A 26,308-nucleotide genomic window follows, 5' to 3' on the forward strand; every position below is an offset into this window, starting at 1 on the left:
CTTGGCAGCCGAAGCGACAGGGCACTTAGTTGGTGTGATAAATGAAGCACATCAATTGATGCCCAAGAACACGATCAGGGCGAACAGGACGCCAACTCCGGACACGCCGAGAATGCTGCGGATCATCCCGGGAGGGCGTTGGTCCCACTCCTTAGGCGAGATGATGTTCATTGCGCGACTCCCGAGTTGCTCAGGTCCGCATCGTCCGAGTCGATCTCATTCCCGTCCTCGTCCGCCCACTCTTCCCACTCGCCGTCTTGCTGGAGCACTTCAAGGCCGCCGGCATTGGCATAGTCAGGCTTGATGCGATTGGTCAGATGGAACAGGTCATAGTCCGCGAGGACAGCCAAGAGCTTCTTGGCTTCCGTTGGCGATGCGACTTCCACGTTGAAGCATGGGCCTGGCACCTGAGGTACCCACCAGACGCGCAGCGCACCTGCGTTGTTTGACATATATGCTCCTCATTTATGCGCAATCGATCTACCGGCCGCTGCTTCGCAATCCTCGCCACGCCGCACTTTTGCTCGCTGTAGGGGTGGCTTCTGCCCTTCGTTGGGCCGGTGGGTTTGCTGCTTTCTGGGTGCCACAGAGGCTCTGGAAAAATGCGTATGTGGCTATAAATAAGTGTATGAGGCTATCTGCGGACGGTCAAGCAAAATATCCGTATATGGCTATTAAAATGCGGTTACGGGTTGTGTGCTGGGAGGGACAAAACGCCTGGGGAGTGCTACAATAGCGCCTACATTGCGTGGCCTAGGATGGCTTAAAAGTGTGCATAATTTAAGCCGCTACCCCACGTAGATTGAAGGCTTTCGGGCGCTCAAAAGTTGAGCAAGTATTATGCGGTTGGGGACTATTCCTAGTCCCTATGCGGGCGGCAGGGTAGCGCAATCCCGCATGGGGTGCAGGTGGTCGGAGGTTCAAATCCTCTCGCCCCGACCAGTATTAAGAAAAACCCGCACAGCGATTGTGGTGCGGGTTTTTTGTTGCCTGTTCAAAACGCCAGCATTTGGCCCGACAAAAATACGCGGCAACAAGCATCATCGAATTCTCCTTAATCTTTTCGAATCGACGCCGCCACCGATGCCGACGCCGCCAAGGGCTCTTGGCGTCCGGCCTGATCCTCCTCGCCTGCCTTTCCGCGCCGGTGGTGGCGCGCGGGTAGCGCTAAGGGACTAATGCATCTGTCCGATGCGGTTGCCGGCGAAATGCTTCACCATTGGAGGATGGCCGCCGTTGGCGATCCCACCGGGGTCTGGGCAGCTCCCTGCATCACGGAGTTTGCTCCACAGTGGAGAGCGCCATGATGCCACCCGTGAAAACCAAGCACACCAACCTCGTGGTCGGCGAGCCCCTGGACTGGGATGCCGCCAGGGACGGGGAATTCTCAGGGCTGCCGGTGCACCTTGATGCGGCGCGTGGCGTGATGCACTCTTTCTGGCAGCCCACGGAGCAGGATATTGCGAACATCCTTGCCGGCATGCCTATCCGCCTGTCCGTGTTCGGTGAGGTGCACCCGCCCGTCGCGGTCGCGGTGACCAATGAGGTGGTGGGCTAGCGAAGCCCTTTGCCGATCCATCAGGCCAATCAGGTCTGTCGCGAAGGGTCAGCGGACTCTACAATCAAGCCATGGACCGTGTGGCGCGCATGTCTTTCCAGGCAGACGTTTGCTGTGCGCAGGGTCCCGAGGCACTGGTTTGGCCGGATGCCGTTTACCGCGTGCAACGCATACGATAGGAGTAAGGGATGGCCAAACGCGAGCGCGCCGCCAGGGCCTTGCAGGACGAGGTGAGCCGGCGCATCCAGCATCTTGATGACATTGTGGAGGACGGCGCGAAGATCCGGGTGCCGGCACCGCAAGCGCATGCGCGCGATGCGCGCGGGCGCAACTGGGATATGAAGACCTTCGCCAATGCCGCGGGTTATGAGCGGAGTATCCGGGCCGTGGTGGACAAGGCGCGCGACGAGTTCGACCTGACCGAGGTGCCGGGCCAGCAGAGTGCTGATCCCTTTGGCACTCCGCCCTCGCTGGAGTGAGCGTTTCATTGGAGTAAGGCATGCACGCTTGCGATCTCTGCCATCTTCTCGTTGGTGCCCCGACCACAGTGGAGCCGCACGAGAACCTGGCCGCATCGGGTGCGGGCGCACTTGGCATGGACATCAACTCGCGCTGGGTGGACCGGCCCTGGCGCTGCACGGTTTGCGGCGCCTGGATGTTCCAGAATGCCGCCCACGGTGAGCCGCCCAATGTCTGGCGCATGGGGCGCCGCCCCCAGGATCGCCCGCAGGAACGGACCTAGGCCCGGCAGCGCCTTGCCCCGGCCGGCCGGCCGCTGCGCTGCGGCATGCTACGATGGCCGGCAAAGGGAGACGCAATGAATGAATCCAGAACACAGCATTACCGAGGCTACGTGATCTTGATCTCGGTACGGCAGCATGAGCGCGGATGTCTGGTGAGTGCCTCAATCGTCCAGGAGGCCAAAGGCGCGGTGCGCAATCCGTCGCCGCTGCAGTCATGGGTGGGGCATGAGCAGGGCGAACTGATGGAAATCGCCGACCGGGCCCAGGCTCGCGCTTGCAGGCTGATCGACGCGACGGTGGACCATGTTGCCTATGCCGCGAGTTGAGTGATTGATCCGGGTGGCCTGTACGGCCAGCACTGGCTTGGGCAGAAGTTTCGCCGGTCAGCCTACATGGCGCGGAATCGCTGTCGTTAATCCGGGTATGAACTCATTCGATGCTTCCGAAGAATGCGCTGCAAATGCCGATGCCATGGGGTGGGGTTCGTCATCGCCCCATGTGCTGGCCGCGGTGCTCAATACCGCCTTGGCCGCCGAGGACCTGAGCGGTTTTGCCGCGCTGTTGTCCGACATGGCCCGCGATCGCGGCCTCAAAGGCGCGCGTGGCTCGCACCAGTCCATCTACGACATGCCCTATGCCAGCTTGTTGCCGCGCCAGCGGCACCTGCTGGCGGATGCATTCGAATTGCTCATCCGCCTGGGTCTGGAGTTGCAGCCGCGCAGGCCGCGCATGCTTGGCGACAGCCCGGGCAGCCTCCTGGCGCACGGCAGCCACGAGATCCCTGCCGATTAGATACCCCACGATCGGAGCAGTAGTGCGCTACGGCGGACACGGCGGCTCGGCTAGCGTGCTAGCATCTCGCGATCAACCAGATCGCCGCACCGACGGCGACATATCATCCGGCCCGACGCCGATCCCGGCCGGGATGATGATGCTGACACGGCACGCGCGCACGGCCGTGGTGTTCGAGGGGAGCGATCGCGTGTTGTGGAGGTTGCAATGAACGAAGACGAGCCTTTCGGGGAAGTGTTCGAGGATTTTCGCGTCATCTGGGTAGCCGAGCGTTTGCAGGATGGCACGTGGACGGCGCGTTATTGCTGGAGTCCGGGTACGTCGGAGGCATCCGGCAAGGCACTCCAGGCGGCAGTGCTCAGCGGCAAGTCCAAGCGGCTGCTGGGCGATTTCAAGACCGAAGAGCAGACCATTGAAGCCATCAAGGCGGCGGTGCTGCTCGAGGCGAAATGGGGCCGGTGAATCCTGCCATCAAAGCCTAAGGCTTGGAGGGCGCCGGCAAGACGACGCTGCTCCATTTCCATGTCCATATGCCCCGGCGCGTCAGGCCAATGAGAATGCGCTCGCCATTGTCCCTGGTGGCCGAGGCTGCCACGGTGTTCGGCGCCCGATAGGACAAGCTGTATTCAAGCGCGTCCTTGGCGGCTTTCCAGCAAGCCGATTTCCCGTACCGCCACCGACAGCATCGACAAGCCGGCCGCGCCCGATGCACGCTGATCCGCCAGCATGCGCGAGAAGCGCTCGATCTGTGCCTGGCGCTCGCCGCGCCATGCCTCGATCAGTTGTGCCGGCGTATCCAGTTCCTGTGGCTGCGCCAGCACGCTGACCGTGAGCGCGCGCTTGAGGCGGCCGAGGTCTTCAAGCGTCGTGGTGCGCGCCAGCAGGTCCCAATGGCTGTCGGCTGGCAAAGCGAGGGCGCGTTCGCGCAGCCAGCTAAAACTGAATTCGGTATCGAGCGCGAAATAGACGCCCGCCACCAGCGCCAGGCTGCGCTGCGTGGCGGCCGCCACGTCGGCGATATCCAGTGCCGCCGCGCAGATCTCCCCCGCAGCCACGCGCAGGGCCAGTTCATCGTCTACGCCGGACTGGGTCAGGTCCTGCCGCCATTGCATCAGCGTGGTGGCCTCTGCCCCGGCCAGCAGCGCCGGTAGCTGCGGTGTGAGCCAGGCTGCGGCTTCGGCGTAGCGCGCGCTGTCGCCATCGGTGGGGCCGCCCGCGTGCGGATGCCGCAGGAACCACAGGCTGGCGTGGTCCAGCAGCCGTCCCACGGCGGCGAACATGCGCGCCTGCACGTCATCGTCGACCTGGTTGTCCAGCGCGTCGATGCGCAGCCAGAGCGGGTCCAGGCCGAACACGTCGCGCGCAATCAGGCAGGCGCGCACGATGTCCGCGGGCCGCGCATCGGTTTCTTCCTGCATGCGGTGGACAAAGGTGGCGCCGATGCGATTGACCAGCGTGTTGGTGAGGTGCGTGGCCAGGATCTCCCGGCGCAACGGATGGCGCAGCATGGTGTCGGCGTGCCGCTCGCGCAGCGGCTGCGGGAAATAGGCGGGCAAGAGGCCGGCGACCAGCGGGTCCTCCGGCAGCGCCGATGTGAGCAACTCGTCGTACAGCCACATCTTGCTGTAGGCCAGCAGCACCGCGCGTTCGGGCGAGGTGAGGCCCAGCCCGGCGGCCTTGCGCTCGCCCAGCTCGTCCTCGGTCGGGAGGAATTCCAACGCGCGCTTGAGGCGGCCGGCGCGCTCCAGCCAGCGGATCAGCCGGCCCTCGGCGTCGAGCAGCGCGGGGGCATTGCGCCCGGCAACCGACAGCGCCTGGCTTTGGTAGTAGTTGTCCTCTAGCACCAGCAAGCCGACTTCGTCAGTCATCTGCGCGAGCAGCTTGTTGCGTTGCTTCTCGGTCATCTCGCCGTCCGCCACCACCAGCCCCAGGAGGATCTTGATATTGACCTCATGGTCGGAGCAATCGACGCCGGCAGAGTTGTCGATCGCATCGGTGTTGATGCGTCCGCCATTGAGCGCGAACTCGATTCGGCCAAGCTGCGTGAAGCCAAGGTTGCCGCCTTCGCCCACCACCTTGCAGCGCAGCTCGGCGCCGTTGACGCGCACCGCGTCGTTGGCGCGATCGCCCACTTGCAGATGGCTCTCGCGGCTGGATTTGACATAGGTGCCGATGCCGCCGTTATAGAGCAGGTCGACCGGTGCCAACAGGATCGCGTGGACCAGCTCGGCGGGCGAGAGCACGCTCGCGCTGATGCCAAGGCTCGCCTGCACCTGCGGCGTGATCGCAATGGTCTTGGCGGTGCGCGGAAACAGCCCGCCGCCGGCGGAGACCAGGCTCATGTCGTAGTCCGCCCAGCTCGAGCGCGGCAACTCGAACATGCGCTGGCGCTCGCGCAAGCTGGCGGCGGGGTCGGGGTTGGGGTCCAGGAAGATATGGCGATGGTCGAACGCGGCCACCAGCTTGATATGGGGCGACAGCAGCATGCCGTTGCCGAACACATCGCCCGACATGTCGCCGATGCCGGCGACGGTGAAGTCAGTGGACTGGATGTCGACGCCCATCTCGCGGAAATGGCGCTTGACCGATTCCCAGGCGCCGCGCGCGGTGATAGCCATTTTCTTGTGGTCATAGCCGACCGAGCCGCCCGAGGCAAACGCGTCGCTGAGCCAGAAGCCGTACTCGGCGGAGATCGCGTTGGCGTAGTCGGAGAAGCTGGCCGTGCCCTTGTCGGCGGCAACCACCAGATAGGGGTCGTCGCCATCTTCACGCACCACTTCCGGCGGCGGCACCAAGGTGCCGGCGACGCGATTGTCGGTGACATCGAGCAGGCCGCGCAGAAAGGTCTGGTAGCACGCAATGCCTTCTTGCAGGAAGGCGTCGCGGTCGTTCGCTGGCGGCGGGCGCTTGACCACGAACCCGCCCTTGCTGCCCACCGGCACGATCACCGTGTTCTTCACCATCTGCGCCTTCATCAACCCCAGTACCTCGGTGCGGAAATCCTCGCGCCGGTCAGACCAGCGCAGGCCGCCACGCGCCACCGGGCCGCCGCGCAAGTGCACGCCTTCCACGCGCGGGGAGTAGACCCAGATCTCGAACATCGGGCGCGGCTCGGGCAGGCCGGGCACCAGCGCAGGGTTGAACTTGAACGACAGGTAAGGGCGCGGCCCGCCGTCGGGGCCGTGGCGGAAATAGTTGGTGCGCACCGTGGCGTTGATCACGCCCAGGAACAGGCGCAGGATGCGATCTTCGTCGAGGTTGGGCACCTGGTCCAGCTCCGTGCCGATGGCTTGCTGCAGGCGCTCGCAGCGCGCGGCGCGGGCGTTTTCCGTGGCGGGATCGAAGCGCGCGACGAACAGTTCCACGAAGCGCGAGGCGATAGCCGGGTTGCCGGTCAGCGCCCGCTCGATATAGGCATCGCTGAAGGTCGACCCGACCTGGCGAAGGTAGCGGGCATAGGCGCGCAGGATGGTCACGTCGCGTGCGGCGAGCTCGGCGCGCAGCACCAGGCGGTTGAAGTCGTCGTTCTCGATCTCGCCGTTCCAGGCGCGTGCGAAGGCGTCCTCGAACAGTGCCTTGATGCGCGCGATATCGGCGCCAAGGTCGATGCCGGCCGCGACCCCATCGGCCATTTCCAGTCCGAAATCGTGGATCCACACCGGTGCCGCGCCGTTGGGCTCGATCAGGTAGGGACGCTCTTCGTCCACGCGCACGCCGAGGTGCTCCAGCATCGGCAGGCTGAGCGACAGCGCGATCGGCTCGCGGGCGCGGTAGACCTTGAAGCGGAATGCGCCGGGCGCGGCTTCGATGGGCCGGTACAGGTTCATGGCGATGCCGCCGGTGGCCTGCGCCGCCTCCATCAGCTCGATGTCGCGCACGGCGATGCGGGCCGGGTAGTCCTCGCGGTAGCCGGCCGGGAAGGAGTCGCCGTAGCGCCGTAGCAGGCGGTTGCCTTGCTCCTCGCCGGTGCTGTCGAGCAGGGCGGCGGCAAGGTCGTCCTGCCAGCGGCGGGCGGCTTGCACGATGCGCTCTTCCAGCTCGTCCGGGTTGACCTCGGGCATGGTGCCAGGCTCGCCGCGCACGATCAGCTGGATGCGCGCGAGCGGCGACTCGGAGAGTTGCGGCGTGAACTCGCAGGTGTTGCCGCAAAAGGCGGCCATCAGCAGCTTCTGGATGCGCTGGCGCAGATCCGTGTTGTACTTGTCGCGCGGCACGAACACCAGGCAGGAGACGAAGCGGTCGAAGCGGTCGCGCCGCACGAACAGGCGGATGCGCTGATGCTCCTGCAGGCGCAGGATGCCCAGCGTGATGTGGAACAGTTCGTCTTCCTCGGCCTGGAACAGTTCGTCGCGCGGGTATTGCTCGATGATGGTCACCAGCGACTTGTAGAGATGACCCTTGGTCAGGAAGCCCGCGCGCGTCAGGATGTTGCCGAACTTGCGCCGCACCAGCGGGATGTCCTCGCACGACATCATGTAGGTGGTGGAAGTGTAGAGGCCCACGAAGCGCCGCTCGCCAAAGAGCTTGCCATTAGCGTCCTTCAGCTTGATGCCGACGTAGTCCAGGTAGCCGGGCCGGTGCACGGTGGAGCGCGAATTGGCTTTGGTCACGAAGATCGGTGACGTGTCTTCGATGACCGAGGTGGCCGCCGCGGGCAGCTCGGTCAGCGTGTCCTCCTCGGGCGGGTGCAGGATTTCGCTCAGGATGCCGGTGCCGGAGCCGGGCACGCCGCGCAGGTAGAAGCGGTCGTCCCGGGCGACCAGTTCATAGTCGCGCTGGCCGAGGAAGGTGAAATGCTCGTCCAGCATCCACTGCAGGAAGGCGCAGGCTTCTTGCGTATCGGGCTGGTTGCCATCCGGGCCCTGCGCCAGCATGTCGATGGTGGCGCGGGTGATGGCGGTCATCGCCGGCCAGTCTTGCACCGCGGCGCGCACGTCGCCCAGCACGCGGGCGATGCCGTTGCGCAAGGCCTCCTGCGTGGCGGTGTCGCCACAGCGGTCCACTTCGAAATGGATGAAGGATTCGAGCCGGGGACCACCGGCGGGTTCGCTCGTGGCGGTGTCGCCCTCGCCACCCAGGCCCACCTTGGCGATGGTGCCGTCCGCGTTGCGCCAGACCCGGAAGACCGGGTGGATCGCGGAATGCAGGGCCAACCCCAGCCGGTTGATCTCCATGGTGACGGAGTCGACCAGGAACGGCATGTCGTCGTTGACGATCTCCACCACGGAGTGGTCGGAGTGCCAGCCGTGCTGCTCGAGGTTGGGGTTGTAGACGCGCAGCCGCGCATTGCCCGGGACAAAGCGCTGGGCGGTCTGCCAGTGCGCCATGACCGCGCCATAGAGATCGGCCACGTTGCGCTTGAGCAGGTCTTCGGCGTCGGCCAGGTCGTAGTAGTGCCGCAGGAATGGCTCGGCCTGGACGAACATGTCGCCGGGCAGACGGCCCTGGGCGAACTGCATCAGGTCGGCCAGCAACTGGGCCTGTCGCGCTTCGCTTTCCGCCAGCATGGTGTCTCCCCCAGACGGCTGTCTTGGCAGTCCGTTGCCGGCACAGGCACCGCGCGACACGCGTCGTGTGTTTCCTGCGTCCTGGCAGCATGACCGTGCTAACTACTGTAGAGCATAAAGGGCAACACTGCGCACAATGTGCGCGGGCTGGCGCGGGCGTTGGGATGTATGAGATTTACGACTGGTTTTCATGATTTTATATCGCCGCAGGAATGTGCCTGCCGTGGCTACACTGCCTGTCTGCGCCTTACCCGCCGGTAGGCAGCGCGAGCCGAACTGGGCGCCTGGCCTTGCCGCGGCGCGCGGCAAGGCCTCACTGGCCGGGACGGGCATCATGGAGACATAAGATGTACAAGGAACGTATCCGGCTGGCCAGCCTGCTCGACAAGGTCATGCCGGCCGAGGCTGCGGCGGCGATGATCCGGGACGGCATGACCGTGGGCATGAGCGGCTTCACCCGCGCTGGCGACTGCAAAGCGGTGCCGCAAGCGCTGGCCAGGCGCGCGGCGCACGAGCCGCTGCGCATCACGCTGATGACTGGCGCCTCGCTGGGTAACGACACCGACAAAATGCTGGCCGAGGCCAATGTGCTGGCGCGGCGCCTGCCGTTCCAGGTGGATGCCACCTTGCGGCGCAAGATCAACGCGGGCGAGGTGATGTTCATCGACCAGCACCTGTCCGAAACCGTGGAGCAACTGCGCGGGCGCCAGATCGCGCCGGTAGACGTGGCGGTGGTGGAAGCGGTCGCGATCACCGAATCCGGCGGCATCGTGCCATCGACTTCGGTCGGCAACTCCGCGAGCTTCGCGATGCTGGCGCAGAAGGTGATCGTCGAGATCAACCTCAGTATGCCGGCCGGCCTTGAAGGCCTGCACGACATCTACCTGCCGACGGCGCGGCCACATCGCCAGCCTATTCCGCTGGTCTCGGTGGACCAGCGCATCGGCTTGCCCTTTATTCCCGTGGACCCCGCGAAGATCGCCGCCATCGTGATCACGCAAAAGGACGATAGCCCGTCCAATGCGCTGCCGCCCGACCAGGAAACGCGCCAGATCGCTGGGCACCTGAACGATTTCCTGTCGCATGAAGTGCGCTCAGGCCGGCTGGCGCCTTCGCTGCAGCCGCTGCAGGCCGGCATCGGCACGATCGCCAACGCCGTGCTGCATGGCCTGATCGATTCCCCGTTCCGCGATCTCACGATGTATTCGGAAGTGCTGCAGGACAGCACGATCGAGTTGCTGGACGCCGGGCGGCTGCGCTTTGCCTCTGCGTCATCGGTGACCTTGACCAGCGCCGTCTACGCGCGCTTCCTGGCAGACCTGGAAAGGTACAAAGCGCGCGTGATCCTGCGCCCGCAGGAGATCAGCAACCATCCGGAGCTGCTGCGCCGGCTCGGGCTGATCACCATCAACACGGCGCTGGAGTGCGATATCTACGGCAACGTGAACTCCACGCACGTGGGCGGCACGCACATGATGAACGGCATCGGCGGGTCGGGAGATTTTGCGCGCAATGCGCATTTGTCGGTGTTCGTCACCAAGTCGATGGCAAAGGCCGGCGCCATCTCCAGCATCGTGCCGATGGTGTCCCACGTGGATCACACCGAGCATGATGTCGACGTCATTGTGACCGAGCACGGCCTGGCTGATCTGCGCGGCCTGGCGCCGCGCGAGCGCGCGCAGCAGGTCATCGCCAACTGCGCGGATCCGTTGTATCGGGAGTTGCTGCGTGATTACGTGACGCGCGCCACGCGCCGTGGCGGCCATACGCCGCACCTCATTGAAGAGGCGCTGGCCTGGCACGTGCGCTTGCGCGAGCAAGGCACGATGGGCGGCACGAAGGTGGCCCTGGCCGCAGCCTGAAATGGCTTGCGCTTGTACCTTCCTTGTTGTCTTCCGGCCTGATCCCTTTTTCGGTATCTCTATCCCTTGAAAATGAGCACGGCCAGTACCAGGGAGGACGCCATTAGGATCAGCAGGGCTAGCATGATGGTCTCCGAAAGGGAGAGGTCCGGGATCGTGAAAGGGTAAGGCTGCGCTACGGTTCATGCTGTAGGCAGCCTTGCGCATTCATTTTCGGATACTTCTCACATTTCCACATGCGGCGCCATCTGGCTCAGATGGCGTTTCAAGCGGGCGTTGGGCATTGCCGTGGCGATCCCGCTGGCTGATCTTGCCTGTTCCCCGCGGCCCGGATGGTGCGCTGGCGCACCATCCGGCGAGACGGGCTGCTTACTGCTTGGCCTTCGCGCCGTCGGTATAGGGGTCGAACTTGCCGGCCTTGGCGCCGTCCGTGTACGGATCGAACTTGCCGGCTTTTGCGCCGTCCGTGTATGGATCGGGCTTGCCAGCCTTGGCCCCGTCCGTATAGGGGTCGGCCTTTTTCTTGCTGCCGGAAGCGTTCAGGTTCGACTTGGTCGATTTCTTTGCGCCATCCGTGTACGGATCGAACTTGCCGGACTTGGCGGCGCTCTTGTTCGGGTCCGTCTTGTTGGTATGGGCGCCGCCATAAAGGTCGCCGCCATCGGTGTAGTTCTTCTGGGCGTGCGCCAGTTGCACGCCGCCAAAGGCGGTGAGGGCGGCGATGATCAGGGCGGGTACGGTCTTGTTGCGCATTTTCATCCTCGTGAGTAAAGCTTGGGTAGTTCGAGAGCAATGGCCACGGGCAGGGGGCATGGCCGCAAAATGGTCGTCAGACCAGGGTGACTCTACCGACTTGGGATGACCCTGCGAAGTTAATCTTTCTTCCCACTGTATTGAACCGCTTATTGGCCTCGCCGGCTATGCGCCAGATCAAGGCAAGCGTTGTTCTTGGGGGAGGGGATCTACGGAAGGAAGGGGTGAGGCGGGTTTGCCGAAGGCGCGAGCCCTGGCAAGGCCCGGCTGCAGGCAGCCGGGCCATTGCGACGCTACTCGTGACTGGTCACCGGTTACTCGAGTGTAATGTTCTGGTCGCGCGCGATCTTCTTGCGCATTTCCAGCTCGCGCTTGATCTGCGCGGCGTATTGCTGCGGCGTGTTGCCGTCAGGGTAGGCGCCGCTTTCCGCCAGGCGGCGTTTCACGTTCGGGTCCTGCAAGGTCTTCACGGCAGCGTCATGCACCTTGGCGATGATCGCGGCAGGCGTGCCGGCGGGTGCCACCAGGCCGTACCAGGCCATGTTGTTCATGTCCTTCATGCCGGCTTCGGCAAAGGTCGGCACATCGGGCAAGCCATCCACGCGCTTGGGCGCGGCCACGGCGAGGGCGCGCAGCTTGCCGGCCTGGATGTGCGGCATGGACGAGGGCAGGTTGTCGAACTGGCTGCTGACCTGGCCCGCCAGCGTGTCGTTCAGGGCGGGACCCGATCCACGGTAGGGAATGTGGACCATGTCGGTCTTGGTCAGGAACTTGAACAGTTCGCCGTCGAGGTGGGAGATGCTGCCTTTGCCTGCCGACGCATAGCTGTACTTGCCGGGGTTGGCCTTGACCAGCGCGATGAACTCCTGCAGGTTCTTGGCTGGCACCTTGGGGTTGATCGTCAGTACGTTCGGCACATTGACCAGGTTGGTAATGGGCGCGAAGTCCTTGATCGGATCGTAGGGGTTGCGGGCGTTGGTGGCGGGGTTGGTCGCCATGGTGCTGACCGTCGCAATGCCCAGCGTGTAACCATCGGGCGCGGATTTGGCCAGCGCGTCAGCGCCGATCGCGCCGCCGCCGCCGCCGCGGTTCTCCACCACCACGACCTGGCCAAGCTCACGGCCGATGCCGTCGGCCACCGAGCGGCCCACGATGTCCGTGGTGCCACCCGCGGCGAACGGCACGATCAGGCGGATTGGCTTGGTCGGGTAGGTTTGTGCAAAGGCGCTGTGGCACAGGCCAAGTAGGGCCAGGCAAGCTGCGCTGCCGACATTCAATACTGCTTTCAAGAGAGGCTCCCGAGGGTTCTAGGTCTAATGACGGCCCGGGCGGGCGCGGGGTTGGGACACGGCGATCTGCGTCGCGCGGTTGCCCTGGTTCCTGCTTGCCGCGGGACGCCGGAGATGTCGGATGGGTTCCGTGATGCGGAACCTTGTTCCGCATTGTGCTCCAGGCGCAATTCAACCGTGAAAGCGCAGCCGGCGGAATTGGTATCAACCCGCGTATGTGTCGCTGCGTGGGAGGGGATTGGCCCAGGGTTGCCTTACCCACCGGGAGAAATCCGGCAGGGTGGACGGGCCAATGGAAAAAGCCGGAAGCATTGCTGCTTCCGGCTTTTGGAATTCGCTGGTGGGGCGTGAGTGACTCGAACACTCGACCTACGGATTAAGAGTCCGCTGCTCTACCAACTGAGCTAACGCCCCAACGAAGTCCAAGATTATAGAGGACGATTTTTGACTTTGCAATAGCTGTTTTGCTTTTAGATATGTGCCTCCGGCCCGAGCGCGAATTTGCGGCAGTGTTCGAGGTAGCCGACCTCATGGCTGGCGATCAGGTCCAGCACGCTGGTCCATAGCCAGGATGGCGCATCCAGTTGCTTGGAGCGATTGCGTGCCAGCTCGCCCAGCCAGCTGCGCTGGGTGGCCAGGTCCATCTGGCGCGCGTGGGCGTTGCCGATCGCCTCACCCAGGTACCTCGCGACGTGGCTGTAGAGACTGCCGGCGCAACACGGATTTCGTGCGCCTTGCCAGCGGCTACAATGCGCTCGTCCTGCCAGGCGCGGAATGCCGCCGCCGCGCTGAATCCAACGCCCGAATCCGGAGGCCTTCATGCATGCCAGAGTCCTGCGCTACCTCGATGAGGTGGTGAGCCGCGGATCGATCCGCCAGGCCGCGCTGCATCTGCACGTGGCGCCGAGCGCGATCAACCGGCAGATCCTGGACCTGGAGGCGGAACTGGGCGCGCCCTTGTTCGAGCGCATCAACAAACGCCTGCGCCTGACCCCACTAGGCGAGATGGTGCTGGCGCACGTGCGCCAGACGCTGCGCGAGCACGAGTTGCTGCGCAGCCGTATCGAGGCCGTGAAAGGCGTGCGCCAGGGGGAGGTCACCGTGGCGACCACGGCCGGCCTCGCCGGCTCGCTGATGCCGTCGCTGGTGCATGCCTTTCGCCAGCAGTACCCGGGCATCCTGGTGCGCCTGCTGGATCTGCCCGTGGCCGATATTGTCAGCGCTGTCGGGCGCGGCGATGTCGATCTCGGTCTTGCCTACGATCTGCCCGATATCGCCGCCTTCCGCATTCTGGCCAGCAACGACTGGCATATCGGCGCAGTGGTGGCGCCCGGGCATGTGCTGGCCGCGCAGCCGTCGACATTGCTCAGCGAGTGCCTGGCCTGCCCGCTGATCCTGCCCGCGCCGTCGATGTCGATTCGCGCCATCCTCGATGAGGCCTTCGCGCGCGCCGCGGTCGTGGTGTCGCCGGTCACCGAGACCACTTCGACCGCGCTGATGCGCCGCCTGGTCATGCTTGGCACCGGCATCGCCTTCCTGAATCCGCTTGACGTGCTGGAGGAGCGGGAGCGCGGGGCGCTGGCCTGGGTGCCGCTGCGCGACGGCCAGCTGCCGTGCCAGACGCTGCGGCTGGTCGCGCGCGCGCGCAATCCGCTAAGCGCCGCGGCGGAACTGATGGCCGAGCGGATTGGCGAGAGCCTGGTGGCGTTGTTTGCTGGCGTGCGCTAGCGGCGCAGCGCTTGGCTGTGCTGTTTTTGCGCACACCGTCGGTGGAAATCGATGCTTTGCCAAGGCCTGCGGGCGTCTTAGACTGTGTGGGCCCGGGCGCATGATGCGCCAGGTATTTTCGCCACTAACCTGAAGATCCTGCCATGCCCCTCATCCTTATCAATGCCGACATCCTGGTGACCATGGATGCGCAACGCCGCGAGATCCCGGGTGGGGCACTGGTGGCGCAAGGCCCGGTGATCGAATGGGTGGGCGCCACCGCCGAGCTGCCGCCGCAATACCGCCGGCTGATCGACGAGGGTGGCGCCGAGGTGATCGATATGCGTGGCAAAGTGGTGATCCCCGGGCTGGTCAACACGCACCACCACATGTACCAGAGCCTGACCCGCGCCGTGCCGGCGGCGCAGGACGCAGAGCTGTTCACCTGGCTTACCAATCTCTATATGTTGTGGTCGCACCTGACGCCGGAAATGATCGGCGTGTCGACCCGTACCGCGATGGCCGAGTTGATGCTGTCCGGCTGCACTACCACCAGCGATCACCTGTACCTGTATCCCAATGGCTCGCGCCTGGACGATTCCATTGAGGCTGCGGCGGCAATGGGCATGCGGTTCCATGCCGCGCGCGGATCGATGAGCGTGGGCCGCAGCAAGGGTGGCCTGCCGCCCGATTCGGTGGTGGAGGAGGAGCACGCCATCCTGGAGGACAGCCAGCGGTTGATCGAGCGGTACCACGACGCTTCGCGCCACGCGATGCTGCGGGTGGTGGTGGCGCCGTGTTCGCCGTTCTCCGTCTCGCGCGACCTGATGCGCGAGTCGGCGCTGCTCGCGCGCAACTATGGCGTGTCGATGCACACCCACCTGGCCGAGAACGACAACGACATCGCCTACTCGCGCGAGAAGTTCGGCCTCACGCCGGCCCAGTATGCCGAGGAGCTCGGCTGGGTCGGTCCCGATGTGTGGCACGCGCACTGCGTCAAGCTCGATGATGAAGGTATTGCGCTGTTTGCCCGCACGGGCACGGGCGTTGCCCATTGCCCTTGCTCGAACATGCGCCTGGCGTCAGGCATTGCACCGGTGCGCACGATGCGCGATGCCGGCGTGCCGGTCGGGCTGGGTGTGGATGGCAGCGCGTCGAACGATGGCGCGCATATGCTGGGGGAGGTGCGCCAGGCCATGCTGCTGCAGCGCGTGGGCTACGGGCCCGCCGCCATGAGCGCGCGCGAGGCGCTGGAGATCGCAACGCTGGGCGGCGCGCGCGTGCTGGGCCGCGACGATATCGGCGCGCTGGCGCCTGGCATGTCGGCTGATTTCGTGTCCTTCGACATGGCGCAGGTGGGCTACGCCGGCGCAGGCCACGACCCGGTGGCGGCGCTGGTGTTCTGCACGCCGGGCAATGTCGCCGCCAGCGTGATCAACGGCAAGGTGGTGGTGCGCGATGGCGAGTTGCAGACGGTGGAGTTGCCGCGCGTTCTTGCGCAGCATCGCGGGCTCGCGCGTGAGCTGTTCGAGCGCGCCAGGCTGGGTTGAGGCAACAATGGAATGTGCCGCGCGTGCGACCCCTCTGCAGAGGGGTCGCGGCATGTCTTCAATGTATTCACACTAGGCATCGGGTCGTTCCCTGAACGCCCCTGACCCTTCCCCAGCCCGCCATCGATCGCGGGCTTTTTTTTGCGTGTTTTTCGACGATGAATCGCCGGGGCCGTGGGGCGGGCGGTGACAGACGTGGAGCGCCAATGGAAAAAGCCGGAAGCATTGCTGCTTCCGGCTTTTAGAATTCGCTGGTGGGGCGTGAGTGACTCGAACACTCGACCTACGGATTAAGAGTCCGCTGCTCTACCAACTGAGCTAACGCCCCAACGAAGAAAAAGATTGTATCATGGTTTTGGAGCTTGTCAAACCCCTGCGTAATTTTTCCTGCATGAGGGTGCTCTGGAAATGCCGTGTGCGATTTCGCCGTCGTACGCGCAATGCCCGGGCAGCCTTGTTACTTCTCCTTGCACCGAACTCAGGCACTCACGCCGTGGGAACTCGCCCGGGGCTTCGGCAGTCTTGCTTGGGGTGAGCGGGGCGTAGGCCTTTGCGGACGAGTCGGGCCGACCCATGTTAGGATGATTATTCACTTGCAATGGAGGGCTGTACCGATGGATATCAAGTTCCAAGAGCAAGAGCGTTACGATATCAACAATGAAGGCTTGCTATTTCACGCCGTTGTCGACGGCCAAACAGTCACTTGCGTGGTGACCCGTGAAGCGCTGTGGGAAGGCTTCAGTGCCGACCAGGTGTTGTCGCTGGAAGAGGCATTCCGCGCCGGACGTGAAACCATCGAGCGTGCTGCGGTGGTGCTGATCGAGCAGGGCGCTGCCCAGCCAGTTGTAGTCAAGCGCGCCCATGTGGCGCCGCTCTGAAGCGGATTCCAGTCCGGGCCGGTCATCGGTCCGATCCCGGGCTACCGCTTCAGGTCATTGCGGCTTCTCGCCGCCTGACGCCGGTCTCCCGCCGGCGTTTCTCTTTTTCATTCCCCGCGCTCATCATTGATCTTCCCGATCGCGCCGATTGTGCCGATCACGTTGATCGCGCTCAAGCCGGTTTTGCTGGGTAGCCCGCCGCGCCAGGGCGGCTAGCGCATTCTTCGAAGATGCGTGCCTGGCATTGCGCACAGCCTGCGGGATCGAGGCGCGCAATGATGGTGTGCAGCGCCTGCCGCTTGGTGGAGAAGATGTGCCCCTCGCCCAGCTTCGGCGCGAAGCCGGTCTGGTCCCACGTCTGCAATACCTGCGTGCGCGGACGATGGAAATACAGGTCGCCGCCGGCAGCGCGCCGCTCGCTCAGTTCGCTTTCCCACATCTCGGCGCCGGCCAGGTCGATGAAGTTCATGCTCTTGGTCATGGCCAGCAGATGGATCTGGCCAGGATGGGCGTTGCGTGCTGCGTGCAAGCGGTCCGTCACGTACTGGACCGCGCCGAAGTAGATCGCGCCTTCCATGCGCAGCAGCTTGAGTTGGGGGCATTCCGGTTGCGGGCGGTGCAGTTCGTCGAGCGGTGTAAAGCGCCGGTCGGGGTCGTCGGCGTCTGGCACCAGGCTGCGCACCGCCGGGCGCGAGGTGCGATAGAGATAGGCCACCAGTGACAGGATGGTGCCGAGCAAGACCGCCATCTCCAGGCGGATGGCCAGCATGGCGACAAAGGTGCTGACGGCGATGGCGAATTCCGTGCGGCTCAGGCTGGCGATGCGGCGCAGCCGGCCGAAATCGAACAGGCCCCAGGCCACCAGCAGCAACATCGCGGCGATGGAGGCCAGCGGGATCTGCGCCAGCAGCGAGGCGCTGGCCGTGACCAGCACCACTAGCAGCAAGGCCGAGAAAATGCTGGCCAGCGGCGTCTGCGCGCCGGCCTCGTAGTTAGGCATGGAGCGGTTCAGCGAGCCGCAGGAGATATAGGCGGAGAACAAGCCGCCTGCGATATTCGACAGGCCCTGCCCGATGAATTCGCGGTTGGCATCGATGTGCTGGCCCGAGCGCAGCGCCACCGCCTTGGCGATCGAGATCGACTGGCCGAGTGCCACGATGGTCAGCGCGGCGGCGACGCCAAGCAGGTCGGGGATTGCCCGCCAGGAAATATCCGGCAGGCCGAAGGGCGGGATGGCCGAGGGAATCGGCCCGACCACATTAACGTGGTGTGCGCCCGCGCTCCAGCCCGGCGCGTTGAGCAGCAGGGCGACGCCGTAACCCGCCAGCAGGCCGATCAGCATGAAGGGCAGGCGGCGCGAGACGCGCTTCACCGCGATGGTCACCGCGAGAGTAATCGCCGCTACCGTGAACGCGCTCCAGTTGATGCCGTCGGCATTGTCCAGCAGGAAGCGCACCACGCCGAAGGCGCTCGTACCCGTCGGCACGGCCAGCCCGAACAGGTCCTTGAGCGCATAGAGGCCGATCAGCGTCGCCGCGCCGCAGGTGAAGCCAAGCAGCACCGAGGGCGAGATGAAGTTGGCCAGCGTGCCAAGGCGCAGGGTGCCCACGGCAAGCTGCAGCAAGCCAACCATGATGGTGACGGCGAGCGCCAGGTTGATGTACTCGGGACTGCCGGCAAATGCCACCGGGCTCAGCATGGCGAACAGCGCCAGCGAGTTGGCGTTGGTCGGGCCGGACATCACATGCCAGCTTGAGCCGAACAAGGCCGCCACGATGCAGGGAATCACGGCCGCGTAGATGCCGTATTGCGGCGGCAGGCCGGCAAGCGTGGCAAAGGCCACGCCCTGCGGCAGCACCAGCACCGCGCCAAGCAGGCCCGCAACCAGGTCCGCACGCAAGGAGGCGCGGCTCACGCGGTGACGCCATGCCGGCAACAGGCGCTCGAGCATCCGGCCGGTCGTGCCCTGCGCAGCCGGAGCGGTCATGCTCGCGGGTCTCGTTCGCTGAGGCTCACCAGCAATTCGTCGATCGCGCCATAGACCTTGCCCAACCGCTCGGCGCCGATCATCTGCTCGAGCTGCGCATAGCGGCGGTCGATCAGCGGCTCCATCTCGGCGATCAGGGCACGGCATTTGTCGGTCAGCGAGATCAACTGGCGGCGCTGGTCCGTGGTGGAGCGCGAGCGCAGGATCAGGCCAGCTTCCTCCATGCTCGACAGCATGCGGGTAAGGCTCGGGCTCAGGATCAGGCAGGCATCGGCGAGCTGGTTAGGCTCCATCTCGCCTTGCTCGTTGAGGGTGCGCACCACGCGCCATTGCTGCTCGGTCATGCCGTGCTGGCGTAGGATGGGCCGGAAGCCCGCCATCAGCGTTTCGCGGGCTTGCAGCAGCAGGTGGGGGAGGTTGCGGTGGCGGAAGGTAGCCGGTTTCATGCCCGCAAGTGTAGCCGTGCAGGCGCCCGGACGCGAGCCGGTGGCTACCCGGATATGCCGAACGCCAGCCTGGTGGCCGGCGCCTTGGCGCAACGCCTCAGCCCAGGTCGAGCGTGGCCACCACCGGCGTGTGGTCCGAGGGCTGCTCCCAGGTGCGCGGCACGCGATCGATCACGCAGGCGCTGCACGCCTCGCGCAGGGCCGGCGACAGCAGGATGTGGTCGATGCGCAGGCCGGCGTTGCGGCGGAACGCAAACATGCGGTAGTCCCACCAGGAGAAGCTCTTCTCCGGCTGCTCGAACATGCGGTACGCGTCGGTCAGCCCAAGTGCCTCCAGCGCCCGGAACGCATCGCGCTCCGGTGGCGACACCAGGTTCTGCCCCTCCCATTTCTTGGGGTCGTGCACATCCCGGTCCTCGGGCGCGATATTGAAGTCGCCCAGCAGCGCGAGCTTCGGGTACTTCACCATTTCCTCCCGCAGCCACGCGGTGATCGCCTGCAGCCAGCCGAGCTTGTAGGTGAACTTGTCGGAGTCCGGTGCCTGCCCGTTGGGGAAGTACGCGCACACCAGGCGCACGTCGCCATAGGTCGCCGCCACCACGCGCTGCTGGGGGTCGTCGAAGCCAGGGATATTGCGCACCACGTCGGTGGGTGTCGCCATGGTGGCATTGCGCGCCAGGATCGCCACGCCGTTGTACGTCTTCTGGCCGGTGAACACGCTATGCCAGCCCGCGCTTTCCAGTTCGGCCAGCGGGTACTTGTCGTCCGGCATCTTCAGCTCCTGCAGGCACAGGGCATCGATCGGCGTATCGGCCTTTTCCTGCTCGCTCAACCAGTCCAGTACCTGCGGTAGCCGGACCTTGAGCGAGTTGACGTTCCAAGTCGCAATTCTCATTATTTCTCTATCTCTTTAATGCCGCTTGAGCGTGGGCCGATCTTCACGAGGCGCAGTGTACCAGCGGCCACCATGCGATAGACCGTTGCCTTCGAGAGGCTGAGCGGGTCCATCACCTCGTGAACGCGGTAAAGGCGTTGCATCGTCTGGGCCGGCCGGCTGCGGCGTCGCGGCGCTGCCCTAAGGCTTGAACGAGCCCTCGATGGTATAGCGCGATCCCGGATGCACCAGCCGTGCCAGCGTGATCGGCGAGCCTTGGCTTTCGGTGCGGCGGATCACGATCAGGCAGGGCTCGCTTGGCTTGACGCCAAGCAGTTCGGCCTCCTGCTCGGTGGGCAACTGCGCCTCGATGGAGTATTGCGCTTCCCAAAGCGGTGCCACGGTCAGCAGGTAATTGGTGGGCGTGGTCTTGGTGAAGTCCACGTCGAGATAGTCAGGCGCGCGGGCGGGGTTGACGTAGCGGTCCTCGCACAGCAGCGGCACGCCGTTCTCGCTATGCACGATCAAGGTGTGGAAGACCTTGCTGCCGACGGGCAACCCGATGCGCTGCGCCAATGCCTCGGTGACGACTTCGGCGCGCGCCATGTGCACGTCGGAGCGGTGGCGGTGGCCCCGCTCCGTGATCTCGTCGTGCAGGTCGCGGATGGTCAGCGTGGACGACGCGCGATAGGGCTGGGTGGCGAACGTGCCGACGCCCTGCACGCGCTCCACCAGGCCTTCGGCCTGCAGTTCCCGTACCGCCCGGTTGGCGGTCATGCGGCTGACGCGGAACTGGGTCACCAGTTCGGATTCCGATGGCATCAGCGTGCCGGGCGGCCAGCGTCCGGCACTGAGTCCGTCCTTCAGGTAGTTCTTGATGTGCGCGTAGGCGGCGGCGGGTGGCAGGTAGGTCATGGCACGCAGTTTACTTGACCGCGCTTGTCTAGCCAATTTCCATTGGCAGCGATCTTCCAGATCAAGGCCGGCATCCGCCAGGAGAGAGGAGGCGGGTTTTGGCTCCGGGTTTGGCGCCGATCAGGGTAATCCCGGCTCGTTGATTTGTTGTCTTATCTTGTATATACAAGAATATGTGTCGCAATCGATGATTCCAGGATGCTGGAAGCATGGATGGACAGGCGAGAGGGTGACCGGAGACAACATGGCAAAGGTGAGCGCAAGTGGGGGGGCGGGGATGAACATATTCCCGGGCTGGTATGTGGTTGGCGCGACGCACGTGCTGCTGGCGCTGATATTTGGCGCCGCGTACTCGTTTGGCGCATTTTTCGCGAGTATCCAGGAAGGCTTCGGGGTGGGGAGTTCGTCAGCGGCTTCCGTGTTCTCGTTCACCGCGCTGATTTACTACGTGGTGGGCGTATTCTCCGGGTCCCTGGCCGACCGGATCTCCACCCGCCGGGTCATTGCGATGGGCATTGTCTCGCTGGCGTTGGGATTCGCCATCGCCAGCGTCGTCACGGATTCGCTGGCGGGGTTTCTGGTTGCCTTTTGTTCGCTGGTGGGCCTGGGTGTAGGCCTGGTCTACGTGCCGGCGGTGACGGCGGTGCAGCGCTGGTTCGTCAGGCATCGCAGCCGGGCGTCGGGCCTTGCGTTGGCGGGCACGGGGCTTGGCACGTTCATCGGGCCGGTGGTGGCGGGCCTGCTGATGGAGCATATGAGCTGGCAGGCGACAATGCGCTGCTTCGCGCTGGCCATCGCCGTGGTCGGGCTGGCAATGGCAATGCTGCTAAAGGGGCGCCCGGAAGAGGCCGGCCTGTATCCCGATGGCGCGCCTGCGGCGCCTGGCGCAGCCCATTTGCCCCCGCCATCCGGGCTCAGCCTGGCGCAGGCCGTGCGCGGCGGGCGATTCTGGTGGTACTTCGGCGCCATCCTGCTGGGCTCGGTCGGCCTGTTCGCCGCACTGGTCCATATCCATCCGTACGCGCGGCAGCATGGCTTGTCTTCCACGGCCGGGAATCTGCTGATCGGGCTGGTGGGCGCCGGCAATATCCTGGGGCGCCTGTTGCTCGGCGGGCTTGGCGACAGGCTGGGCCCAGGGCGGCTGCTCATGTGCCTGACGCTGATGCTCGCGCTGCTCAACGGCGTGTGGCTTGGGGCCACGAGCTTCCCGGCGCTGGCGCTGTTTGCCGTCCTGTTTGGCGCGGCTAACGGCGGTTGCATTTCCTTGTACCCGGCGCTGGCCGCGACATGGTTCGGCACGGTCAACCTCGGGGCGATCCTGGGCGCACTGTATGTGGCGGTGGGGATTGCCGCGATGGCGGGCGGCAGCCTGGCGGGCTGGCTCTTCGATGCCTACGGCAGTTACTCGGTGGCGATTGCGGTGAGCGCAGGCTGCGCGTTGCTGTCGACGGCCTGCATTGCACGCGCGCGCCGCCATGAAAAAAGCGGCTCAGACTGAGCCGCTTGACCTGGACTATTGACGGCGTGCTGGCTTACGCCACCGCCATGCCGCCGTGCCGCAGCAGTGCGTCGATCTGCGGCGCGCGGCCACGGAACGCGGTGAACGATTCCATGGCCGGTCGGCTGCCGCCCACCGAGAGGATTTCCCTGCGGTAGCGCGCGCCGGTCTCGGCGTCCAGCACGGTGCCGGAGAGCTTCGCGGCTTCCTCGAAGGCGGCATAGACGTCGGCGGACAGCACTTCGGCCCACTTGTAGCTGTAGTAGCCCGCCGCATAGCCACCGGCAAAGATATGGCTGAAGGTGTTCGGCCAGCGCGACAGCGGGTGCTGCGGCACCACGTGGGCGCGATCGTTGATCTCCCTGGACAGCGCCAGCACGGATTTCTCGCCCGCTGGGTCGAAGCTGGTGTGCAGGTGCATGTCGAACGACGAGAACACGATCTGGCGCAGCGTCATCATGCCGTTCTGGAAGTTCTTCGCGGCCAGCATGCGCTCGAACAGCTCGCGCGGCAGCGGCTCGCCGGTGTCGACGTGCGCGGTCATGTCGGCCAGCACCTCGTACTCCCAGCAGAAGTTCTCCATGAACTGCGAGGGCAGCTCAACGGCATCCCATTCCACGCCATTGATGCCGGACACGCCCAGCTCGCCCACCTGGGTGAGCATATGGTGCAGGCCGTGTCCGAACTCGTGGAACAGCGTGATCACTTCGTCGTGGGTGAAGACCGCTGGCTTGCCGCCCACCGGCGCCGTGAAGTTGCAGGTCAGGTAGGCCACCGGGGTTTGCACGCGGCCGCCGTCCAGCAGCTTGCGGCCGCGGGCGTCATCCATCCACGCGCCGCCGCGCTTGCCTTCGCGGGCGTAAAGGTCGATGTAGAACTGCGCCAGCAGCTCGCCCTCGGGCGATACCACGCGGAACAAGCGCGCGTCTTCGTGCCACGTCTGGGCCTGGTCGGCTTCGATGCGCACCGAGAACAGCTTCTCCACCACGCTGAACAGGCCCTTGAGCACCTGCGGCTCGGGGAAGTATTGCTTTACCTCCTGCTCGGAGAAGGCGTAGCGCTGCTCGCGCAGCTTTTCCGACGCGTAGGCCACGTCCCAGGGCGAGAGGTCGCTCAGGCCCAGCTCGCCTGCGGCGAATGCCTTGAGCTCGTCCCAGTCCTTCTCGGCGTACGGCCGCGCCTTGGCGGCCAGTTCGTCCAGGAAGCGCAGCACTTCGGCCGGGGATTCCGCCATCTTGGGCACCAGCGAGACCTCGCCGAAGGAGGCGTAGCCGAGCAACTGCGCTTCTTCGCGGCGCAGCGCGAGCTGCTCGCGCATATTGGCCGTGTTGTCCCACTCGGCCTTGCCCTGGCCGTACTGTTCGGCCAGTTCCGAGGCGCGGGTGACGCTGGCCTCGTACATGGTCTGGCGCAGCGCGCGGTCGTCCGCGTATTGCAGCACCGGGAAGTAGGAGGGGAAGTGCAGGGTGAATTTCCAGCCCGGCTTGCCGTCTTTCTCAGCGGCATGGCGCGCGGCTTCCAGCGCGTCTTCCGGGATGCCGCTCAGGCGGCTTTCATCTTCGATCAGCAGCGCGTAGGCATTGGTGGCATCGAGCACGTGGTCGGAGAAGGCTTTGGACAACTGGGCCTGCTGCTCCTGGATCGCGGCAAAGCGGGGCTTCTTGTCTTCGGGCAGTTCGGCGCCGCCCAGGCGGAAACCGCGCAACTCGTTTTCCATCAGTTGGCGCCGAGCCGTGCTCATGGTGGCGAATTCGGGGCTCGCGGCGATTGCCTTGTACTTGTCATAGAGCGCCAGGCTCTGGCCCAGCGACGACCAGAACTCGGTCATGCGCGGCAGGTTGTCGCTATGCGCCTGGCGCAAGGGCGGCGTATCCGCCACCGCGCTCAGGTGGCCCACCACGCCCCAGGCGCGTCCCAGCGGCTCGGTGGCGGCTTCCAGCGCTTCCACGGCATTGGCCCAGGTGGCTTCGGTGGCCGGGTCCTCGGCACGGTCGACCGCGGCTTGCGCGGTCGCCAGCAGCACGTCCAGCGCCGGGCCGATGTGCTCGGGGCGGATCTCGGAGAAACGCGGCAGGTCGGTGAAATCCAGCAGCGGATTGTCGCCGTTTGCGTGACTTGCAGTGTTGGCTTGGTTGGCGGCTTGATCCATGACGTCTCTCTTGGCAGGGCCCGTAAGGGCAATGCCCCGCACATTGGGGCGGGGCGGCAGGATTTCCAGTGCCGGGCAGCACCCGGCGCGCAAGGCGCCGGCGCTGTCCGCGGCAGGCCGGTACGACGTTCAGCCGGCCGCGCGCTCGGCGGCTTCCAACGTATTAATCAGCAGCATCGTAATGGTCATCGGGCCAACGCCGCCCGGCACAGGGGTGATGTAGCCGGCGACTTCCTTGACGCCGTTGAAGTCGACATCGCCGCACAGCTTGCCATTGTCGTCGCGGTTCATGCCCACGTCGATCACGGCTGCGCCGGGCTTGACCATGTCAGCGGTGATGATGTTGCGCCGGCCCACGGCGGCCACGATCACGTCCGCGTCGCGGGTATGGGCGCCCAGGTCGCGCGTCTTGCTGTTGCAGATGGTGACGGTGGCGCCGGCCTGCAGCAGCAGCATCGCCATCGGCTTGCCGACGATGTTGGAGGCGCCGACCACCACCGCGCGGGCGCCGCGCAGCGGGAAATCGACCGATTCCAGCATTTTCATGCAGCCATAGGGCGTGCACGGGCGGAACAGCGGGGCGCCGGTCATCAGGGCACCCGCATTGGCCACGTGGAAGCCGTCCACGTCTTTTTCCGGGGCGATCGCTTCGAGCACTTTGTGGCTGTCGATATGCTTGGGCAGCGGCAACTGCACCAGGATGCCGTGGATATGCGGGTCGCGGTTTAGGGCGTCGATGCGGGCCAGCAGGTCGGCCTCGGACAGGTCGGCGGGGTAGCGGTCGAGCGAGGAATGAAAGCCATTGTCGTCGCAGGCCTTGACCTTGTTGCGCACATAAACCTGGCTAGCCTGGTCTTCGCCCACCAGGACCACGGCCAGGCCGGGCCGGTGGCCGCGTTCGGTCAGGCGGGCGGCGCGCTGGGCGGCTTCGGTGCGGAGTTGCTTGGCAAGGGCGTTGCCGTCGATGAGTTGGGCTGGCATGGGGATGGGCGCTGGAGAGCTGGAGGTGGTCAAAGCGGAATTATAAAGGTTGACGCAACCCGGGGCGCAGGAGAGTAGGGCACTGGTAGCATGGCCGTATGGATGCCCTGAACCCTTTTACCACGGCCGCGGCGGCCGAACATGCCGTGCTCATCGTGCTCAGCCTGGCCGCCATGGCCTGGGCGCTGAGCCGCCGGCCTTGGCAGCTGCTGCGGCGCGACGATTTGCAGCATGGCTGGCTGGGCGCGCTGGTGTTGCTGGCGCTGCTATGGACGGTCCGCGCGACGTTGCCGGGCGGGCTGGTGATCCAGTTGTTCGGCGCCACCCTGATGGTGACCCTGTTCGGGCTGCCGCTGGCCCTGCTGTCGCTGTTCCTGGTGGATCTGGTGTCGTTCCTGGGGTTGGGCTACCTGGCTGGCGGCACCTGGGCCGAACTGGGCTGGGCGGTGCTGTGGCCGCGCTATGTCTGGATGGGGTTGTTGCCGGCCTTGTTGTCGGCCGCGCTGCAGGGGGGCATGCGCCGGCTGCTGCCGCGCCATCCCTTTGTGTTCATCCTCGGCCATGGCTACTTTGCCGCCGGGCTCGCCGCCCTGGGGGCGGGGGCGGCGCGCGCGGTCTGGCGTAGCTACAGCGTGGGCGATGGCGTGCTGTCGCTGCCCGATACGCTGACCGCCGTGCTGATCCTGGCGTTTGGCGAAGCCTTTCTCACGGGCATGCTGGTGGCGGTGTTCGTGGTCTACAAGCCGCAATGGGTCGTGACCTTTCGCGACGAGGAGTACCTCGGGCGTTGAGCCGGCAGCCCCCGCAAGCTCGGCGGGG

23 protein-coding genes and 2 tRNA genes are annotated in these 26,308 nt (G+C 65.2%); 12 read left to right on the top strand and 13 right to left on the bottom strand.

Annotated features, from left to right (window positions below):
- Positions 1-167 precede the first annotated feature (167 nt).
- Positions 168-452 (bottom strand): hypothetical protein, encoded by a 285-nt coding sequence (locus RR42_RS07235; protein WP_043345186.1) that lies wholly within the window; start codon positions 450-452, stop codon positions 168-170.
- A gap of 851 nt (positions 453-1,303) precedes the next feature.
- On the opposite strand from RR42_RS07235, the gene RR42_RS07240 reads away from it, so the two are divergent.
- The 6 genes from RR42_RS07240 (at position 1,304) to RR42_RS07265 (ending at position 3,555) form a co-directional block, all read left to right on the top strand.
- Positions 1,304-1,558, top strand: a complete 255-nt coding sequence (locus RR42_RS07240; RefSeq protein ID WP_043345187.1) for a hypothetical protein — start codon at positions 1,304-1,306, stop codon at positions 1,556-1,558.
- Between the two features lie 188 nt (positions 1,559-1,746).
- The gene (locus RR42_RS07245) at positions 1,747-2,037 is read left to right on the top strand and encodes a hypothetical protein (RefSeq protein ID WP_043345189.1); all 291 of its coding nucleotides are present in this window, start codon (positions 1,747-1,749) and stop codon (positions 2,035-2,037) included.
- 20 nt (positions 2,038-2,057) lie between these two features.
- A complete protein-coding gene (locus tag RR42_RS07250; protein WP_006163223.1) occupies positions 2,058-2,300 on the top strand; it encodes a hypothetical protein in 243 nt (80 codons plus the stop codon).
- A gap of 75 nt (positions 2,301-2,375) precedes the next feature.
- The gene (locus RR42_RS07255) at positions 2,376-2,627 is read left to right on the top strand and encodes a hypothetical protein (RefSeq protein WP_043345191.1); all 252 of its coding nucleotides are present in this window, start codon (positions 2,376-2,378) and stop codon (positions 2,625-2,627) included.
- Positions 2,628-2,724: 97 nt separating this feature from the next.
- Positions 2,725-3,093 (top strand): hypothetical protein, encoded by a 369-nt coding sequence (locus RR42_RS07260; RefSeq protein WP_043345192.1) that lies wholly within the window; start codon positions 2,725-2,727, stop codon positions 3,091-3,093.
- 207 nt (positions 3,094-3,300) lie between these two features.
- Complete coding sequence (locus RR42_RS07265; RefSeq protein WP_043345195.1) at positions 3,301-3,555, top strand: hypothetical protein; 255 nt, start codon at positions 3,301-3,303, stop codon at positions 3,553-3,555.
- Between the two features lie 164 nt (positions 3,556-3,719).
- Here the strand turns inward: RR42_RS07265 and RR42_RS07270 are convergent, their stop codons facing one another.
- A complete protein-coding gene (locus tag RR42_RS07270) occupies positions 3,720-8,600 on the bottom strand; it encodes an NAD-glutamate dehydrogenase (protein WP_043345196.1) in 4,881 nt (1,626 codons plus the stop codon).
- 347 nt (positions 8,601-8,947) lie between these two features.
- Between RR42_RS07270 and RR42_RS07275 the strand changes: the two genes are divergently transcribed.
- Complete coding sequence (locus RR42_RS07275) at positions 8,948-10,462, top strand: acetyl-CoA hydrolase/transferase family protein (protein WP_043345197.1); 1,515 nt, start codon at positions 8,948-8,950, stop codon at positions 10,460-10,462.
- A gap of 369 nt (positions 10,463-10,831) precedes the next feature.
- Here RR42_RS07275 and RR42_RS07280 read toward each other — a convergent pair whose 3' ends face one another.
- The 4 genes from RR42_RS07280 to RR42_RS41680 all read right to left on the bottom strand — a co-directional run bounded on the left by RR42_RS07280 (position 10,832) and on the right by RR42_RS41680 (position 13,325).
- Positions 10,832-11,215 (bottom strand): hypothetical protein, encoded by a 384-nt coding sequence (locus RR42_RS07280; RefSeq protein ID WP_043345199.1) that lies wholly within the window; start codon positions 11,213-11,215, stop codon positions 10,832-10,834.
- Between the two features lie 314 nt (positions 11,216-11,529).
- Positions 11,530-12,504, bottom strand: coding sequence for a tripartite tricarboxylate transporter substrate binding protein BugE (locus RR42_RS07285; RefSeq protein ID WP_043345200.1), 975 nt, complete (start codon positions 12,502-12,504; stop codon positions 11,530-11,532).
- Between the two features lie 338 nt (positions 12,505-12,842).
- Positions 12,843-12,918, bottom strand: a tRNA-Lys gene (locus RR42_RS07290).
- Between the two features lie 56 nt (positions 12,919-12,974).
- Complete coding sequence (locus RR42_RS41680; RefSeq protein ID WP_201777355.1) at positions 12,975-13,325, bottom strand: DUF2252 family protein; 351 nt, start codon at positions 13,323-13,325, stop codon at positions 12,975-12,977.
- Between RR42_RS41680 and RR42_RS07295 the strand changes: the two genes are divergently transcribed.
- Both RR42_RS07295 and RR42_RS07300 read left to right on the top strand, forming a co-directional pair.
- On the top strand, positions 13,324-14,232 hold the full coding sequence (locus RR42_RS07295; RefSeq protein ID WP_043345203.1) for a LysR substrate-binding domain-containing protein: 909 nt from the start codon (positions 13,324-13,326) through the stop codon (positions 14,230-14,232). The genes RR42_RS41680 and RR42_RS07295 overlap by 2 nt on opposite strands.
- A 143-nt stretch (positions 14,233-14,375) precedes the next feature.
- Entirely contained in the window at positions 14,376-15,761 is a 1,386-nt protein-coding gene (locus tag RR42_RS07300; RefSeq protein ID WP_043345205.1) for an 8-oxoguanine deaminase, read from the top strand.
- A gap of 252 nt (positions 15,762-16,013) precedes the next feature.
- On the opposite strand, the gene RR42_RS07305 is transcribed toward RR42_RS07300, so the two are convergent.
- Positions 16,014-16,089: transfer RNA gene (locus RR42_RS07305), tRNA-Lys, on the bottom strand.
- Between the two features lie 286 nt (positions 16,090-16,375).
- On the opposite strand from RR42_RS07305, the gene RR42_RS07310 reads away from it, so the two are divergent.
- Entirely contained in the window at positions 16,376-16,639 is a 264-nt protein-coding gene (locus RR42_RS07310) for a DUF1488 domain-containing protein (protein ID WP_043345207.1), read from the top strand.
- A gap of 172 nt (positions 16,640-16,811) precedes the next feature.
- Here RR42_RS07310 and RR42_RS07315 read toward each other — a convergent pair whose 3' ends face one another.
- The 4 genes from RR42_RS07315 to hutC form a co-directional block, all read right to left on the bottom strand.
- On the bottom strand, positions 16,812-18,626 hold the full coding sequence (locus tag RR42_RS07315) for a SulP family inorganic anion transporter (RefSeq protein ID WP_052494504.1): 1,815 nt from the start codon (positions 18,624-18,626) through the stop codon (positions 16,812-16,814).
- Positions 18,623-19,072 carry a homoprotocatechuate degradation operon regulator HpaR gene (gene hpaR, locus RR42_RS07320; RefSeq protein WP_043345209.1) on the bottom strand — a complete coding sequence of 150 codons (450 nt, stop codon included), beginning with the start codon at positions 19,070-19,072 and terminating at the stop codon, positions 18,623-18,625. Before hpaR ends, RR42_RS07315 begins: the two co-directional genes overlap by 4 nt.
- Positions 19,073-19,169: 97 nt before the next feature.
- Positions 19,170-19,967: an exodeoxyribonuclease III gene (gene xth, locus RR42_RS07325; protein WP_043345210.1), complete on the bottom strand. Its 798-nt coding sequence runs from the start codon at positions 19,965-19,967 to the stop codon at positions 19,170-19,172.
- 180 nt (positions 19,968-20,147) lie between these two features.
- Positions 20,148-20,861, bottom strand: a complete 714-nt coding sequence (gene hutC, locus RR42_RS07330; RefSeq protein ID WP_043345213.1) for a histidine utilization repressor — start codon at positions 20,859-20,861, stop codon at positions 20,148-20,150.
- A 244-nt stretch (positions 20,862-21,105) separates the two neighbouring features.
- On the opposite strand from hutC, the gene RR42_RS07335 reads away from it, so the two are divergent.
- The gene (locus RR42_RS07335; RefSeq protein WP_236701990.1) at positions 21,106-22,359 is read left to right on the top strand and encodes an MFS transporter; all 1,254 of its coding nucleotides are present in this window, start codon (positions 21,106-21,108) and stop codon (positions 22,357-22,359) included.
- Between the two features lie 34 nt (positions 22,360-22,393).
- On the opposite strand, the gene RR42_RS07340 is transcribed toward RR42_RS07335, so the two are convergent.
- Together RR42_RS07340 and folD are read right to left on the bottom strand one after the other, a co-directional pair.
- Positions 22,394-24,508 (bottom strand): M3 family metallopeptidase, encoded by a 2,115-nt coding sequence (locus RR42_RS07340; RefSeq protein WP_043345218.1) that lies wholly within the window; start codon positions 24,506-24,508, stop codon positions 22,394-22,396.
- Between the two features lie 129 nt (positions 24,509-24,637).
- Positions 24,638-25,489: a bifunctional methylenetetrahydrofolate dehydrogenase/methenyltetrahydrofolate cyclohydrolase FolD gene (gene folD / locus RR42_RS07345; RefSeq protein WP_043345220.1), complete on the bottom strand. Its 852-nt coding sequence runs from the start codon at positions 25,487-25,489 to the stop codon at positions 24,638-24,640.
- Between the two features lie 98 nt (positions 25,490-25,587).
- On the opposite strand from folD, the gene RR42_RS07350 reads away from it, so the two are divergent.
- A complete protein-coding gene (locus RR42_RS07350; RefSeq protein WP_052494505.1) occupies positions 25,588-26,280 on the top strand; it encodes an energy-coupling factor ABC transporter permease in 693 nt (230 codons plus the stop codon).
- Positions 26,281-26,308: the final 28 nt, after the last annotated feature.

Source organism: Cupriavidus basilensis (assembly GCF_000832305.1).
GTDB lineage: Bacteria > Pseudomonadota > Gammaproteobacteria > Burkholderiales > Burkholderiaceae > Cupriavidus > Cupriavidus basilensis_F.